This window comes from Micromonospora sp. NPDC049836 (assembly GCF_044465125.1).
Classification (GTDB): domain Bacteria; phylum Actinomycetota; class Actinomycetes; order Mycobacteriales; family Micromonosporaceae; genus Micromonospora.
In genome coordinates this window covers 1-13,943 of sequence record NZ_JBITLH010000019.1, presented here as the reverse complement: position 1 = coordinate 13,943, position 13,943 = coordinate 1, and the positions used below count along the sequence as shown (strand labels likewise).

The 13,943-nt window shown below is 69.5% G+C and carries 18 protein-coding genes and 1 tRNA gene; 7 read left to right on the top strand and 12 right to left on the bottom strand.

The window, feature by feature from the left end:
• The first annotated feature begins 16 nt into the window (after positions 1-16).
• Positions 17-925: a hypothetical protein gene (locus ACIBPB_RS31235; RefSeq protein ID WP_396842934.1), complete on the top strand. Its 909-nt coding sequence runs from the start codon at positions 17-19 to the stop codon at positions 923-925.
• Here ACIBPB_RS31235 and ACIBPB_RS31230 read toward each other — a convergent pair.
• From ACIBPB_RS31230 to ACIBPB_RS31215, 4 genes are all read right to left on the bottom strand, one after another.
• On the bottom strand, positions 885-1,409 hold the full coding sequence (locus tag ACIBPB_RS31230; protein ID WP_396842933.1) for a potassium channel family protein: 525 nt from the start codon (positions 1,407-1,409) through the stop codon (positions 885-887). The two genes, ACIBPB_RS31235 and ACIBPB_RS31230, sit on opposite strands and share 41 nt — an antisense overlap.
• A gap of 118 nt (positions 1,410-1,527) precedes the next feature.
• Positions 1,528-1,707, bottom strand: a complete 180-nt coding sequence (locus ACIBPB_RS31225) for a DUF4236 domain-containing protein (protein WP_357327775.1) — start codon at positions 1,705-1,707, stop codon at positions 1,528-1,530.
• Positions 1,708-2,024: 317 nt separating this feature from the next.
• Positions 2,025-2,480 carry an Rrf2 family transcriptional regulator gene (locus tag ACIBPB_RS31220; RefSeq protein WP_357327778.1) on the bottom strand — a complete coding sequence of 152 codons (456 nt, stop codon included), beginning with the start codon at positions 2,478-2,480 and terminating at the stop codon, positions 2,025-2,027.
• Between the two features lie 7 nt (positions 2,481-2,487).
• The gene (locus ACIBPB_RS31215; protein WP_396842932.1) at positions 2,488-3,399 is read right to left on the bottom strand and encodes a helix-turn-helix transcriptional regulator; all 912 of its coding nucleotides are present in this window, start codon (positions 3,397-3,399) and stop codon (positions 2,488-2,490) included.
• Positions 3,400-3,559: 160 nt separating this feature from the next.
• Here ACIBPB_RS31215 and ACIBPB_RS31210 point away from each other — a divergent pair, with 160 nt between their 5' ends.
• Positions 3,560-4,339, top strand: coding sequence for an SDR family oxidoreductase (locus tag ACIBPB_RS31210; RefSeq protein WP_396842931.1), 780 nt, complete (start codon positions 3,560-3,562; stop codon positions 4,337-4,339).
• Positions 4,340-4,408: 69 nt separating this feature from the next.
• Here ACIBPB_RS31210 and ACIBPB_RS31205 read toward each other — a convergent pair whose 3' ends face one another.
• Positions 4,409-4,840: an SsgA family sporulation/cell division regulator gene (locus tag ACIBPB_RS31205; RefSeq protein ID WP_007457244.1), complete on the bottom strand. Its 432-nt coding sequence runs from the start codon at positions 4,838-4,840 to the stop codon at positions 4,409-4,411.
• Between the two features lie 272 nt (positions 4,841-5,112).
• Here ACIBPB_RS31205 and ACIBPB_RS31200 point away from each other — a divergent pair, with 272 nt between their 5' ends.
• The gene (locus tag ACIBPB_RS31200; RefSeq protein ID WP_396842983.1) at positions 5,113-5,646 is read left to right on the top strand and encodes a TIGR02611 family protein; all 534 of its coding nucleotides are present in this window, start codon (positions 5,113-5,115) and stop codon (positions 5,644-5,646) included.
• A 50-nt stretch (positions 5,647-5,696) separates the two neighbouring features.
• A tRNA-Val gene (locus ACIBPB_RS31195) sits at positions 5,697-5,768 on the top strand.
• 69 nt (positions 5,769-5,837) lie between these two features.
• Here ACIBPB_RS31195 and xerC read toward each other — a convergent pair.
• The 6 genes from xerC to ACIBPB_RS31165 form a co-directional block, all read right to left on the bottom strand.
• Positions 5,838-6,998 carry a tyrosine recombinase XerC gene (xerC, locus tag ACIBPB_RS31190; RefSeq protein WP_396842930.1) on the bottom strand — a complete coding sequence of 387 codons (1,161 nt, stop codon included), beginning with the start codon at positions 6,996-6,998 and terminating at the stop codon, positions 5,838-5,840.
• Positions 6,995-7,210 carry a helix-turn-helix domain-containing protein gene (locus ACIBPB_RS31185; protein ID WP_357824237.1) on the bottom strand — a complete coding sequence of 72 codons (216 nt, stop codon included), beginning with the start codon at positions 7,208-7,210 and terminating at the stop codon, positions 6,995-6,997. The genes xerC and ACIBPB_RS31185 overlap by 4 nt, the downstream gene beginning before the upstream one ends.
• Positions 7,211-7,290: 80 nt before the next feature.
• On the bottom strand, positions 7,291-8,784 hold the full coding sequence (locus tag ACIBPB_RS31180; RefSeq protein WP_396842929.1) for a replication initiator: 1,494 nt from the start codon (positions 8,782-8,784) through the stop codon (positions 7,291-7,293).
• Positions 8,781-9,035, bottom strand: coding sequence for a hypothetical protein (locus ACIBPB_RS31175; protein WP_396842928.1), 255 nt, complete (start codon positions 9,033-9,035; stop codon positions 8,781-8,783). Before ACIBPB_RS31175 ends, ACIBPB_RS31180 begins: the two co-directional genes overlap by 4 nt.
• Complete coding sequence (locus tag ACIBPB_RS31170; RefSeq protein ID WP_396842927.1) at positions 9,032-9,463, bottom strand: hypothetical protein; 432 nt, start codon at positions 9,461-9,463, stop codon at positions 9,032-9,034. Before ACIBPB_RS31170 ends, ACIBPB_RS31175 begins: the two co-directional genes overlap by 4 nt.
• Before the next feature lie 420 nt (positions 9,464-9,883).
• Positions 9,884-10,096, bottom strand: coding sequence for a helix-turn-helix transcriptional regulator (locus ACIBPB_RS31165; RefSeq protein ID WP_396842926.1), 213 nt, complete (start codon positions 10,094-10,096; stop codon positions 9,884-9,886).
• Positions 10,097-10,501: 405 nt separating this feature from the next.
• Here ACIBPB_RS31165 and ACIBPB_RS31160 point away from each other — a divergent pair, with 405 nt between their 5' ends.
• From ACIBPB_RS31160 to ACIBPB_RS31150, 3 genes are all read left to right on the top strand, one after another.
• The gene (locus tag ACIBPB_RS31160; protein ID WP_396842925.1) at positions 10,502-11,815 is read left to right on the top strand and encodes an XRE family transcriptional regulator; all 1,314 of its coding nucleotides are present in this window, start codon (positions 10,502-10,504) and stop codon (positions 11,813-11,815) included.
• Positions 11,816-11,829: 14 nt separating this feature from the next.
• On the top strand, positions 11,830-12,360 hold the full coding sequence (locus ACIBPB_RS31155) for a GNAT family N-acetyltransferase (protein ID WP_396842924.1): 531 nt from the start codon (positions 11,830-11,832) through the stop codon (positions 12,358-12,360).
• Between the two features lie 88 nt (positions 12,361-12,448).
• A complete protein-coding gene (locus tag ACIBPB_RS31150) occupies positions 12,449-13,213 on the top strand; it encodes a hypothetical protein (protein ID WP_396842923.1) in 765 nt (254 codons plus the stop codon).
• A 24-nt stretch (positions 13,214-13,237) separates the two neighbouring features.
• Here ACIBPB_RS31150 and ACIBPB_RS31145 read toward each other — a convergent pair whose 3' ends face one another.
• The gene (locus ACIBPB_RS31145) at positions 13,238-13,729 is read right to left on the bottom strand and encodes a hypothetical protein (RefSeq protein WP_396842922.1); all 492 of its coding nucleotides are present in this window, start codon (positions 13,727-13,729) and stop codon (positions 13,238-13,240) included.
• Positions 13,730-13,943 lie beyond the last annotated feature (214 nt).

Here is a 13,943-nt window from a genome sequence, read left to right as displayed (position 1 = left end):
GCGGTAGAACGGCAGCATGTCGACCGACGCCGTCCTGCGCGAACTGCTCGTCCGGCAGCTCGACCACTGGCTGCCGGGGGCGCTGCACCGCTCCCGGCGGGCCACCCTGGCCCTCGCGTACGCCGGGGGTGACGCCGGTGGCGCGGAGGCCGCGCTGCGGGTGGTGGCCGAGTTCGCCGACCGGCTGCGCGGCCGGCGACTGACCGTGCTCGTGCTGGCCGGCGGCGGCACCGAGCTGCCGGCCCGGCTCGGCGCCGCCGAGGCCGCCCTGCCGACGGACGTCGCCGTGCACGTGGTGCCCGGCGCACCGGACCGGCTGCCGGTGGCGCTCAAGGCGGCCGGCGCGGCCGGCGCCCCGCTGCTGGCCGTGATCGAGGGCGGGGACCCCGACCCGGGCGTGCTCACGGCCGTCGCCGGCGGCCGCCCGGCCGAGCTGCTGCTGGTCACCCCGGCCGGCCGGTCCCTGCGCGGGCCGTTGACCGACGCCGGCTTCCCGCTGGTGACCGAGGTGGAGCTGGTGCCCGACGACGACGTGCCGGCCCGGCTGTTCAGCTACGGCACCGGCTCCGACAAGGGGCTGGAAGTGCTCAAGGACGCGCTCTGGGCGGTCGACGAGTACGCCGGCGTGCGCTACCGCGACCCGGCCGACCCCGCCGGGCGGCTGCTCGCCATCACCCTCGACCCGGAACCCGGCCCGCTGCGCCGGGAGTTGCTGGCCGAGCTGACCCGCTCCGGCCCGCGTACCGTCACCGAGCTGCGTCGCTTCGCCGCCACCTCGACGGTCTACCGGGCCGCCGACGCCAACCGGGCGCTGGCCTCCCTGCTCGCCGCCGGCGCGGTGACCCGCGATCCGGAGCACGGCCGGCTCGGCGGCGACGTGGTGGTCAGCGCCGCGCCGGCCGGGGACGCTGGATCATCTGCCTGACCACTATGGACGCCCCGGTCGCGAGCACGCCGATGCTGAAGATCATCTGGCCGCAGACCACCACCCGGGCGACCTGTCCCTGGGCGTGCACGTCGCCGTAGCCGACGGTGGTCAGGGTGGTCAGGGCGAAGTAGAGCGCGTCGACGCGGGTCCGCAGGCCGACGAACTCGTCCGGCCGGGTGTTCGCCACCACGTAGTCGGCGAGCGCGAAGACCAGCAACCCGGCGATCAGCGTCACGGCGAGTCGGGTCAGCGCCCGACCCTCCGCCTCGCCGGTGGGCTGCTGTTCGGCGAGTTGGCGGCGGACCTGGCCGGTGACCAGGAACGCCACCACGATCACCAGGACCAGGGTGCCGGCCGAACGCAGCGCCAGCCGCAGCCCATTCGGGTCCGGCTGCACCGGGACGGCGAAGTAGGCGATCAGCAGCAGCGCGACGGCCAGCGCTGCCAGCCGCCGCTCCCGCCGGAAGGACTCGTGGGCCATGCGGCGATTGTCCGGTGTCCCGCTCCCGGCGGCGGCGGAACGGCAAGGCCGGCCGGCCTGCGCCGCATGCCGAGCGGGGTGCCGGTGAGCCACCGGCGCCCCGCTCGACCTCGGGACGTCATGCCCGGGACTTGTCCTGCTTCCAGGAGATCGGGCCCGGTAGGTCCACGCGGTGGGCACGGGTCCGGGAGTTCCAGGACCACTTGCCGATCTTGATGCTCCAGGACGAGAAGCCGTTCTCGGTGAAGTTGAGGATCAGCGGGCCGAACTTCTGTCGCTTGCGGAACACGATGCCCATGACCGGGCTCCTCTCAGTGTCTCCCTGCTTCTGCGCGTTCGAACATGCCCAAGCGTCGTTGTCGCCAAACCGGCCGGCTCCGCACTGGACGGTGGACAACGGCCACCCAACCCCCCTTGATCAGGTGGGTGTTGTGGGTCCATAAACGCTGGTCAGATCGGCATCCGGTGTTGCTGAACATCGGCCGGCCCCCGGGCCGGACGGGTGGCACGACCGGCTGCCCCGGCTCGGCTACGACGAGGTGGTGCACACCCGGTGACCGCCGGCGCCGGCACCGTGCCCCCGTCCGCCGGGCGCGGCGCCGGCCACCGGTCGGCTCAGCGGGGCTCCCAGGCGTCCGGGCGGGCGATCAGCCGGCGCACGTGCCCGGGCAGCTTCCCGCTGGCCATCTCGGCCAGGCTCACCTCGTCGACCACCTGCCGCACCGCCGCCCGGACGGCAACCCAGAGCCGGGGCAGGTTCTCCGCGGCGCCCTCGTAGCGGGTCTCCTCGGGGCGCAGCCCGCGTACCCCGGCGAGAGGGCCGTCGACGGCGCGCAGGATCTGCCCGATGGTGATCTCGCGCGGCGGCCGGGCCAGGGTGTAGCCGCCCTCGGCGCCGCGCTGCGCCCGCACGATGCCGGCCCGGCGCAGGTCCGCCAGGACCGCCTCGAGGAACTTGCGTGGCATGTCCTGCTCGGTCGCGATGGCCTGGGTGGAGAGCAGGGCGGGGTACGCGGTGGCCAGGCTCAGGGCCGCCCGGACCGCGTAGTCACCACGCGCGGAGATCTGCACCCTGCCATCATGCCCGCCCCGGCGCGGCGGGGGAGTCGGCGGGCGGGCGGGGCCGCACCACCCGGACCGGGATCGGCCGCTCCCGGCCCGCCCGGAACGCGCCCGGGCTCACCCCGACCTCGCGGGTGAAGAAGCGCCCGAAGTTGGTCGGCTCGGGAAAACCGAGCCGGCGGCCGATCCGGGCGATCGGCTCGTCGGTGGCGGCCAGCAGCCGGCTGGCCTGCAACGCCACCCGCTCGTCGATGACCTGCTTGGCGCTGCGCCCGGTCACCGCCAGGCAGGCCCGGGTCAGGGTACGCACCGAGCAGCCCAGCTGCGCCGCGTAGTCCTCCACCCGGCGGGTGTGCCGGTAACCGCGCTCCACCTCCCGGCACAGCCGCTCGAAGGTCTCCCGCTCCGGCCGGGGGGCCGGACGGTCCGCGGCGCCGGGCAGCAGGGTCAACCGCAGCAGCAGCACCGCGAGCTGGTGCCGCAGCAGCGCCGCCGCGGCCGGCACCCCGGCGTGCCGCTCGGCGTCCACCGCGAGCTGGGTCACCTCGCTGATCACCGCGTCCTCGTCCTCGCCGGCGAGCTGCCGGTAGGCGGGCACCGCGTCCGGGTCGACGTCCAGCCCGCGCAGCGTGCCGGCGCCCCAGCGCACCACGGTCGCGTCGAGGTGCCCGCCGACGCAGCGCAGTGCCTGGCCGGGGTGCGCGCGCAGCAGCGTGCCGGGCCGGCAGGGCAGCGCGCGGAAATCCAGCTCGGCGGTGCCGTGACCGCCGGTGACCAGGATCAGCAGCTCCGCGTCGAGCAGCACCGGCCGGGACCAGCCGGGCCCGGGGGCGAGGTCACGCAGCGCCACGATGTCGAGGTGGTCGTCGCGCCCGAACGGGGGCAGGTCGGTGCGGCTGGCCGAGGAGAGATGTCCGGTAGTGACCATCGACTCGACGGTAACCGCCCCCGGTGCATCCTGCACCCCGACGGTTTCCCCCGGTCAGGGCGGCTTGTCCGGCCGGACGCGGGACGGTTAGGTTACCGAGCGGTAGCGCCTGGGTCCGCGGAGACGTCCGCGACCCCCGCCGACTCGCGATGGGATGGGCATGACGGATCTGTTCTCGGTCGAAGGCAAGACGGTCCTGGTCACCGGTGGCTCACGAGGGATCGGGCTGATGATCGCCCGCGGCTTCGTCGCGGCCGGCGCGAAGGTCATCATCTCCTCGCGGAAGGCCGAGGTCTGCGAGGCGGTGGCCAAGGAACTGGCCGCGGCCGGGTCCTGCGAGGCGCTGCCGGCCGACCTGAGCCACGACGAGGGCGCGCTGGGGCTGGCCGCCGCCGTGCGGGAGCACACCGGCGACCGGCTCGACGTGCTGGTGAACAACGCCGGCGCCACCTGGGGCGCGCCGCTGGAGTCGTACCCGGAGAGCGCCTTCGACAAGCTCTGGGCGGTCAACGTCAAGGCCGTCTTCCGGCTCACCCAGGCGCTGCTGCCGGCGCTGCGCGGCGCGGCCGACCCCGACGACCCGGCCCGCGTGATCAACATCGGCTCGATCGACGGCATCCGCGTGCCGTGGATGGAGGTGTACGCCTACTCGGCGACGAAGGCAGCCGTGCACATGCTCACCCGCAGCCTCGCCCACCAGCTCGCCGGCGAGCGGATCACCGTCAACGCGATCGCGCCGGGGCCGTTCGAGAGCAAGATGATGGCGTTCGCGCTGGACGACCCCGCGTCCCGGGCCGCGATCGAGCAGCAGGTGCCGCTGGGCCGGATCGGCCGGCCGGAGGACATGGCGGGCACGGCGATCTACCTGGCCTCGCGCGCCGGCGCGTACCTGACCGGGGCGGTCATCCCGGTCGACGGCGGGATCACCACGCACGGCTGACCGGCGTACGGCGACGGCCCGGGGCCGCGCGGACTCGGCAGATCCGCGCGGCCCCGGGAGGTTGCCGTGTCAGCGACCGGCGAGCAGCCGGTTCACCGCGGTGTCGACGTCCAGGTGCTCGGCCTCCCGGCCGCGCGGCACGACGACGTAGGTCCGGCGCAGGAAGCGCACCAGCACGCTGCGCGGGACCTCGAAGAGGGCGTTGCCGTCCGGGGACGACAGCGCGAGCGCGACGAAGTCGCCGCGCGGGGTGGCCCACGGCCAGACCCGGACATCGCCGATGCCGGCCGGTTCGTCGAGCCCGGTGACCAGCAGTTCGCGGGCGAACGACCAGCTCACCGCCTCACCGCCGGCGGATTCGGCGTGGAACAGGACATGGACCGCATACGGGTCAGCAGGGTCGTAACGCAGACTGGCACGCACCGGCAATGCGGTGGCGTCAGGCGCGACGAGCCTTAGCGACGTCTCGACCTCTACGGTCGTCGGTCGGATGACACTCATTGACGTTCTCCCCCCGGCACCGCTGCGGAACGCGCGTGTCCCGCTTTTCCCATACTCAGGTGCTACTCCTGGCTACGCTCCGCCATACGCTGACTTCACCCAGTGGTGGGAAGGGTGTCGGAACGCCGCCGAGAACATGAAAATTCTTGTAGGATTTCCGCTTCGCCCAGTCCATGATCCCGCCCGGCAACGGGTGGTTCAGTCGTCGACTTACTCCGGTAACGTCCAGTCCTCAGCAGGGGTGACGGTCCCGCGCGACACTGGGGGTGGAAATGATCCTCGGCTCCACAGAGGAACCCTTCGTGACCATGGCCGACCCGCCGAAAGGAGCGGCCCGAACAGCCGAAAGGCGGGGGTACGAAGTGCCTGTCGAACCCGGTCAACGCGGCCTCGTCGTGGAACGGCGCCGCAGCGGCTGGCGGGCCCGCGCGCACCTGACCCTCGAACTGATCCGGGCCAACCCCACCGGCCGGATCGCCCTCAAGATATTCATCGCCGTCCTCGGCGCGATCATCGTGACCGTCGGCATCGCCCTCATCCCGCTGCCCGGGCCCGGCTGGCTGCTGGTCATCGCCGGTCTCGGCGTCTGGGCCGTCGAATTCCACTGGGCCCGCCGGCTGCTCGCCTTCACCCGCCGCAACGTCCAGGCCTGGACCCGTTGGGTGACCAGTCGATCACTGTCCGTACGCTTCCTGCTCGGCGCCGTCGGGCTGGTGTTCGTCTCCGCGGTGGTCTGGGCGTCGCTCAAGTACAGCCTCGGCATCGACCTGGTCGCCCGCGCCATGCACTACCTCGCGACGCACTGAGGCCCGGTTTTTGGTCCGCGTCGACGATCAGGTAGAGTCATCCGCGCTGAGGGCGATTAGCTCAGCGGGAGAGCGCTTCGTTCACACCGAAGAGGTCACTGGTTCGATCCCAGTATCGCCCACGCAGGTAGAGGCCCAGATCACATTGATGATCCGGGCCTCTCTCCATTCCTGAGTTACTAACTGAGTGACTACCGGTTCGCAGGCCCGAAGATCACATCCATGACTTGTGCCCCGCCGAGGAGAACCGGCCGAAGTTGGTGCCGGTAGACCTTCTCGGTCACGGTGGTCCCGGAATGGCCGCACAAGTCAGCGATCGCCTCCAACGGAACGCCGTTGTCGGAGAGCAGCGACACGAAGCTGTGCCGTAGGTCGCGTGGCGTCCAGCCTGACGGGTCGAGGTCCGCCAGGGCGACGACGCGGCGGAAGGCCCGGCGGACATTGGCCGCGTCGAGGGCAGTGCCGACAGCCGTTGTGAAGACCAGGCCGAGTGCTTGCCAGTCCTTTCCGGCCTCAACCTGATCGCGGTTCTGCTGTTCGCGGTGAAGCCGCAGCGCGGTGACGCATCGCTGGGGAAGGGCGAGCGTCCGTCGTGACTTCTTCGTCTTGGTGTCGCCGCCAGCCCGAACGGAGTGCCACACCTGCACCGAAGGCGGCAACGGCGGGTCGAGGTTGGGTCGACCGTCCAGGTCGACGTGATCCCAGCGCAGGGCACGCAGTTCCTCGGTGCGCGCTCCGGTGAGGAGCGACAGCACCACATAGGCGTGTAGCCGTGTGCTCTCGGCGGCGTTCAGCACCGCGTGAGCCTGGGCAAGAGTGAGTGACTTGGAGGGCCTGCCCTCCTGGCCGCGCGGGACGGTGCACAGCGCGACGACGTTGCGCTTCACCTTGTCCCGGGCCATGGCTCGCTTGACCGAGCGGTTGAGGCACCCGTGAAGTTCACCGAGGGTGCGGGTGCTGAGGGTGGTGGCCTTGTCGGCTAGCCACCGGTCGACGTCCTGGGCGCGAAGCTCGCGCAGCTTCCGAGCGCCGAGCGCCGGGATGATGTGGGTGCGGCACAGGATCTCGTACTTGGTCTTCGTTCCGGCGGATCGGTCGTTGAGTCCGTAGGTGAGCCAGTCGGTGACGGCTTCGGTGACGGTGTAGTGGTGCTCGGCGATGGCGAGCCCGTCTTCGTAGTCGCGGATCTTCTCCCGCAGTTTGGCGCGGGCTTCGGTCTTGGTCTTGCCGCTGCCTTTGCGCACGATGCGCTTGCCCGCCGGGGTGTAGCCGACGGTGACGGTGGCGATCCAGCGTTGCCGGGCTTCGTCCCAGTGCAGGCCGCCTTCTCCTCGGGCGCGGCGGGTGGTCATCGGGTGCCTCCTTTCATGGCTTCCAGTTCGAGCAGGTCGACGTAGGCGGTGATCGCGGCAGCGGGAACGAGGCGGGTACGGCCCTGTCGGACGGTGCGTAGCCGACCGGCGCGGATCTGTTCGTAGATCACGGTCCGGGACAGGCTGAGCAGTCGCATGGCCTCGGTGATCCGGTACAGCGCCTTGTCCGGCGCGACGGCGGGTGCGGTCAAACGGGGTGGTCCTTCCTGTGAGGGGTCGCGGGTGTTGACACGTACGTGTCAAGCGGGGTGGGTTGGTTGACACGTACGTGTCAGCCGTGGTGCTCGTGGAGGGCTTCGCGGGCGGCTTCGGCTCGTTCGCGGGCCATGGCGGCGGCGGTGTTGGCCAGGAGGGCGTCGCCGGTGGTGAGCCATCCGGTGCCGGTGTAGGCGAGGGTGTTGATGACCACCGTCGTCTCGGCGTCGTGCTCGTGGTCCTGGTCGTGCTCGACGGTGCGGCGCCACACCACTCGGGCATCGCGGAGGATGCGGAAGGTGACGGAGTACCGGCGGCTTTTGGTGAGGAAGTGGCCGCCGAAGCCGAGCATGTGCGCCCATCGGCGTAGGCGGGTCCAGCCGTGTGCGCCGCCGAGGGTCCAGGCGGCGTCGATGAGACGTTCGGGGTGGGTGCCGTCGGGGTTGGCGTACAGGTCGATGGTGTCGGCGTTGAGACGGCCGCAGGCGTGGCCGGTGGCCTCGGTGCTCTTGGTCGCGTATTTCGCGAGGTAGGCGGCGACCATGGCGTCGGTGATGTCGCCGTCCCCGGCGATGTGGACCGGGCGGATGTCGGCGTAGCGGCCTTTGCCTTCGTCGCCCCAGCCGATGGCCCACCCGGCCGGTTGGTGTGGGTGCGGGTCGGTGGTGAAGCGGGTGGAGGCGGCGGCGTGCTCGACGGCGGCGACGAGGTCGAGCAGGCCGAGCGGGGCGGGTGGGGCGACGATCGCGCCGGGGCAGTCGGGTTCGATGCCGTCGAGGCGGATGATGACGTGGTAGTGCACGACGCCGCGTCGTTGCATCTCGGCGACCTTGCCGTAGGAGAGGCGGAAGGAGGCCGCGGGGAGCCCGAACGCCCGAGCAGTCTTCGTGAGGTGCCGCCGGATGGCGATGGTGGTGCGCCGCCACAGCTCCCCGGCTTGGCCGTTGAAGACGACCTGGGCGTGGTGGTCGTAGCAGTCCAGACACAGCGGCGTCCCCAGGCACTTCTCGTCGGCGGCATGCAGCCGCTGGCAACGCAGGTCCACCCCATGCGGACAGAGGGCTTCCGTGCGGCGGGGGCGGCAGGGGATGGCCTGGCCGGTCTTGCTGGTGCGGCGGGTGTGCACCGCTCCGAACGAGGGGGCGGTCAGGGTGACGAACACGGCCGGGTGGCCGGCCACGGCGGCGGGAACGCCTTTACCGCCGATCAGGCCGGAGCGGATGAGCTGGAAGGCGTCGCGGCGGTAGACCTCGGCGCAGGAGGGGCAGACGGCGGCGCGGCGGTTGCCGCACGGCTTGTAGATCTGCCCGTCCGGCATGTCCTCAGTCGACGCCAACGACAGCAGTTCCCCGGTGGCGGGGTTGATGGTGGCGCACTCGCCGGTCAGCCGTACCGGGCGGGTGCAGGCGGCGGCCGGGCGCACGTGGTCGAGCCAGGCGAAGTAGTTCGGGTCCTGGGCGCGGAGCCTGCCCGTGTCGGCGGCGTCAACGGCCCGGCGGGTGAAGACGTGGGGGTGTGGTCCCGGGCGACCGAGGTCGCCCGGGAGAACAGGTGTTGCGGTTACCGTCACGCGGCACTCCGCGCGTCGGTGGCGGTGGGTAGCTCACCGAGGATGCGGGTGAGCAGACTGGCGTAGTAGCCGGGCAGCGGGAGACGGTGGTTCTCCCACAGGAACAGCAGACGCACCAGCAAGTACGTCTTGGGCAGAATCACGCCGTCCTTGGCCGCCTCGATACGCATGCGGCCGATGAGCTGGACGGGTTCCCACCCGCGCAGCAGACGACGCTGCCGGGCCGGGTGCATCACGGCGACGGTCATCATGCCGCCACCGCCTCAGACTCGGCACCGGTCAAGGCCATCTGCCAGCGCTCGACGGTGCGAGCGGTGTCCAGGGCCGAGCCGGAACCGGTCAGCAACCGGCGCAGGCACCGGGCGGTGCCCTGAGCGTGGGACAGCCGGACGCGGTCCGGGGTCAGCCGGTCCCGCAAACCGATGTCACCGCGCACGGTGACCTGTTCGAACAGGTCCGCGACCTCACGGATCAGGTCGATGCCGAGATCAGCCACAGCGGCCGTGACAGCGGCGGCCATGCGCAGCACGTCACCACCAGCCGCCATCTCCTCAGGCGTGCGGTGGTAGTCAGCGACGTAGAACGCCACCTCCAACTCCCGCAGCGACAGCGACTCCACATCAACCGGCAACGGCCGACGGGAGGAAGGCCGCAGTGCAGTGACCGTCATCGCGATCACCGCCGACCCAAGAGGGTGACGACGAAGCCGTCGTCAACGGTGCAGGACAGGCAGGCAGGGCAGGAACAGCCCGGGTTGAAGGGATCGGCGCACGAGACAGGAGCAGAGTCGGGGACGGGGATCGGGTAGGTGACGGGTCGCAGTCCGGGAGCCTCAGCAGGGGTCGAAGCGACGTACGCGCCCGAGAGCCCCGACAGGGACAGGATGGCGGCACGCGCCGAGGTGGGGTGACCAGAGGCGGCAGTGACAGGGACGCGGGTACGCTGAACAGGCATCGTGTGGTCCTTTCGCAGGGGAACCGATGCGCCCGGCCTCAGCGAGGTGCAACTCGCTGGGGCCACCTATTTCACTTGCATACAGCACCGGTGCTGTATTGAAGCCGACTTTACAGCACCGGTGCTGTAGACGGAAGGATCGAAGCTATTTGCTGTGGCGCGGGCGCGACTGCGCCCAGGTCTTGACGGTCTTGGGCCGCCAGGCAGGGGAACGGCCGAACATCCGATCCGGGGCGGGTGCCTGCTCCCGGGCCACGTACGCCGTCCAGGTGCCGCGCGCGATCCCGAGGTAGGCGGCGCATTCCGCCGCTGTCCACCAGTCGTCGGGCAGCTCGGTGGGATCGGTCGCCGTAGTCATCACTGCTCAGGATACGGGACGGGGCAGCACCGACGCTGTAGCGAATGCTGCCCCTCGCCCCGCTTCCGCTGGTCTTACGAACCTCCCGCCGCCGGGTTCGGGTAGCGCCGTGGTTGATCCGGATCATGATGTAGATCTGCAAGCTCAGCAGAGCCGTCCCAACGATCATGGCGATCGCTGGCATCAGCAGAGAACTAGCCATGGCGCTGCCCTCCCCGTCGCTACCCGCTCGTCACGGTGTGCCTCTTTGGCTCACACTGAGAGTGGCGTGATCGACCAGGACCTATCGAGGCCCCCGTCAGGACCTCTGACGGACCACCGGCGGACAACCGGAGGACATCCGTTGAGGGACGCCATGCAATGCGCGACCGTCGACGTAGGAGCTCAGAGCGAGGAGGGGAACAGGTGGCAAGCACACGCCGCGCACCCCGAACCATGCTGGAGTACCTCATCCAGCAACGCGAGCGCACCTACGAGGAAATGGCCGACGCCTTCCTCCGCCTTGAGGAGCCCGCCGCGATCAGCGCCCGTCACCTCGGCCGACTGGCCAGAGGCGAGCGAGGTTCTGCCGGCGCAACGCCCGCCACCAGGCGAGCGCTACAGGCGATGTTCGGCATGCCGCTCGAAGAACTCCTCCGGCCCTGGACTCCGGAACTTGTCATAGCCCAGCCGGCTACCGACGACGGCTCATTGGTGCTGCCGTCACCCGGCAACGAAAGGAGTCTGATCAGAATGGCAGCCGAACGAGCCCGACGCTTCACCCTCCTCGCCGCCGAAAGCACAACCCCGGAAGCGGTCGAGCAGCTCCGCGACGACGTCCAGCGCCTGGCGCTGGCCTACCCGCAGCGCCCACTCACCGAACTGCTCGGCGACATGGTCGAAACCCAGGACACCCTCTTCGCCCTACTGGAGCGGAGGCAGACGCCGCAACAGGCCCGGCAACTGCACTTCCTCACCGCCGTCACGAGCGGGCTCCTTGCCAAGGCGTCCCACGACCTCGCTGACCCGCATGCCGCGATGCTGCAAGCGCGCACCGCCGTCCTCTGCGCCGACCAGGCCGACCACAACGGGCTGAGGGCCTGGCTTCGCGGCCTCCAATCCATGGTCGCCTACTGGGCTGGCCGGTACGCCGAGGCCGTCCGATACGCGGAGGCGGGCACCAACATCGCCGTCGGCACCGCAGGCACGACCTCCGTGTGGTTGCCGGTCAGCGCAGCCCGCGGCTACGCCGCACTCGGCAACAGCGCCAAGGCCCTCAGCGCGATCCGAGCAGCCGAGGAGGCGTGGAACCGCGTCGAGCCGGACGAGGTCGACGAACTGGGCGGCATCTGTACGTTCAACCAGCCCCGCACGCTCTACTACGCCGCCGACGCCCTCGCCTGGCTCCCCAACGAGGCCGACCAGGCGGTCGACTTCTCCACCCGCGCCGTCAACGCCTACGCCAACCCGAACGACCCTGCTTGGGCCTTCGGTGACCAGGCCGGATCACACTCAGACCTGGCGATCGCACGGATTGCCGCGCGGGATCTGGAGGGCGCCGTCGAGGCCGTCCGGCCGGTGCTTGAACTGCCGCCGAGCCAGCGCATCAACGGGATCATCCACTCGGTGCAGCGCGTGCACCAGGCCGTCACCCGCGCTGGGCTGTCGGTCGAGGGGCGTGACCTGCTCCAGCAGATCGAGGACTTCACCAGCACGCCCCTGAAGGCACTTCCCAGGTAGGGCAAGATCGGGGCATGTACCCCGTGACGTTGAAGGGCCGCGCCGTCATCCTACGAGAGTTCCGCAGCGACGACGCGGCCCCTTCTCTTGCCCTCGTAGGCGACGAGCGCGTGACCCAGTGGCTCTCGTTCGACAACCGCGACCTTGAAGCTGCGACGGCGATGATCGAAGGAGCCGTCTCCCGCGCCAAGTCAGAGCCCCGCAACGAGTATTACCTAGCGGTGACGCTGCCAGGAGACGAGTTAATCGGCTTCGCCAGACTCGGGCTCGACGGGGTGAAGGCCGCCAAGCTTGGCTACGCTATTCGCGCCGACCAGTGGGGTCACGGCTACGCCACCGACGCGGCACAGACCCTGATCGATTTCGGCTTCCGGGAACTGGGCCTACACCGGATCTCCGCTGCCATCGGCCCTGACAACACCGCGTCAATCGCAGTGGCGCAGCGGCTTCGCATGCAATACGAAGGCCAAATCCGTGACCACGTCTTCACCAACGGAGCCTGGCGGGACTCGCTCCTATACTCGGTCCTCGAAAATGAGTGGTGAGCATCCTTCGGGAGTGAACATGTCCCCTCTGCACCAACCCGGCGATCCCGTATGGACTCCTATAGATCGCAAGTTATACGACGCGTTGATGGCGGACGTGGCCAAAATAGACGATTTGGCACGCCGCTTGGACATCATCGTTATGACACCTCCCGCGCTGAATAGTCCAGCGGATCGCGCTCGGGCTAGCCGCCTTGACGGCTACGCCTTCGACCAAGCGGCGACGGCGCTGGGGGCGGCGATAGACCACCTGCAGGCATGGCGGGCGTTGTTGGCAGCCGGGTACATGCCCGCCTATGCACATTTGTCCCTGCTGCGTACCGCCCACGAGTCCGCTCTCTTTGCCTACTGGCTAACCGAGGCTAGCTGCAGTGTCGAGGACAGGCGTGCGCGAGGCGTCGCCGCTCAGGCAGCAGACTTCGAGGAACGTCGCAAGCTTGAGGACTCGATAGGGCGTACCGAAGTGACGCCGCCAGGCAAGCTTGCGATTGACCGTTTGAAGGACCTGATGGATGAGGCGGCAAGGGCGGGACTCACGACTACCAACCGCAAGGGGCAGGAGGTTCTTTCGGTTTCCGTTCCCGCCACGGTGGAACTCTTTGACCGGTACGAGCAGGTCGCGGAGGGGGTACGGGCACAGTTCATATACCGGCTCTACTCGGGCTATGCGCACGCGAAGCAGTGGGCCTTGATGTTGGGAGCCAAGCAACAAGCCCCGTTCGATGAATCGGGTCGGAGCCTTGCGTTGGTGGAGGGAAGCGAGGCGACGGCATTCGGGGCTACCCGCCGCGTCGTTCGAATTGTCGGGCGCGCCCTTCTTGCCTTCGAAGGCTTGCGCCGCGCCAACTCCTAACTCCTCAACCGTTAGATGCTGCTGTCAAAGACTGTCGCTGCCGACGGCTCGGCGGACTGCCTGCCGAAAGTTGGCTACGGCACTTACGACATCTCTCACCATGGGTTCGTTGCCTCCGACAAGATTGCCGTGTCTTAACGAGTCATCGTAATTCTCTCGGTACGCCAGGTCGATGTCGGCAGCTACGAGTTTCACCCAGGCGTCGAGAACGTCGGACTCGGCCAGTAGACGCAGTTCTGCGGTGATCTCTCCACGGGTGGCGACGGTCGAAGCGAAACCTCGGTTATCAGCCATTGGTTCTGAAATGCGGTCAAGCCTTGCCTCAACGTCTTCGACGTAGGCCAAAGCCTTCAGATACAGCGCGTGGCGGAGGTCTCTAAGCTGACCATTCCTTGCCACCCGCGCGGATTGCCGTCCTGCCAGCAGGGGGCCGAAGACGGTGCCGGCGACCCCAGCAAGAGCGGCGAGCGTGGTGCCGGCCACGCCATACAGAGCAACCTGGACGGTAGGGTCCATCGGTCCAGGCTACAGGTTGGCACCGCAATGGTCTGCTTTCAGTCGCGCGCCGGTGCCTCATCTCAAGCGACTGATCCGATGCCGTTGTCGAGCACGTCGCGTGAAGGGACGCTCCGGCGTGTCGAGTCCCACCTGAGGCTTGACGTTTTCGTCCCAGCTGATGGTTGACGGAGTGGCCTAGGGAAGATTCGGTGGGCTCATCGTAGACGGGTTT

Bases quoted from the DNA above. Each gene is read 5' to 3' on its own strand.
- ACIBPB_RS31150 (WP_396842923.1), top strand. From the start codon at position 12,449: ATGGCGGACGTGGCCAAAATAGACGATTTGGCACGCCGCTTGGACATC.
- ACIBPB_RS31175 (WP_396842928.1), bottom strand. From the start codon at position 9,035: ATGATGACCGTCGCCGTGATGCACCCGGCCCGGCAGCGTCGTCTGCTG.
- ACIBPB_RS31165 (WP_396842926.1), bottom strand. From the start codon at position 10,096: ATGACTACGGCGACCGATCCCACCGAGCTGCCCGACGACTGGTGGACA.
- ACIBPB_RS31225 (WP_357327775.1), bottom strand. From the start codon at position 1,707: ATGGGCATCGTGTTCCGCAAGCGACAGAAGTTCGGCCCGCTGATCCTC.
- ACIBPB_RS31200 (WP_396842983.1), top strand. From the start codon at position 5,113: ATGATCCTCGGCTCCACAGAGGAACCCTTCGTGACCATGGCCGACCCG.
- ACIBPB_RS31205 (WP_007457244.1), bottom strand. From the start codon at position 4,840: ATGAGTGTCATCCGACCGACGACCGTAGAGGTCGAGACGTCGCTAAGG.
- xerC (WP_396842930.1), bottom strand. From the start codon at position 6,998: ATGACCACCCGCCGCGCCCGAGGAGAAGGCGGCCTGCACTGGGACGAA.
- ACIBPB_RS31145 (WP_396842922.1), bottom strand. From the start codon at position 13,729: ATGGACCCTACCGTCCAGGTTGCTCTGTATGGCGTGGCCGGCACCACG.
- ACIBPB_RS31230 (WP_396842933.1), bottom strand. From the start codon at position 1,409: ATGGCCCACGAGTCCTTCCGGCGGGAGCGGCGGCTGGCAGCGCTGGCC.
- ACIBPB_RS31215 (WP_396842932.1), bottom strand. From the start codon at position 3,399: ATGGTCACTACCGGACATCTCTCCTCGGCCAGCCGCACCGACCTGCCC.
- ACIBPB_RS31155 (WP_396842924.1), top strand. From the start codon at position 11,830: ATGTACCCCGTGACGTTGAAGGGCCGCGCCGTCATCCTACGAGAGTTC.
- ACIBPB_RS31235 (WP_396842934.1), top strand. From the start codon at position 17: ATGTCGACCGACGCCGTCCTGCGCGAACTGCTCGTCCGGCAGCTCGAC.
- ACIBPB_RS31210 (WP_396842931.1), top strand. From the start codon at position 3,560: ATGACGGATCTGTTCTCGGTCGAAGGCAAGACGGTCCTGGTCACCGGT.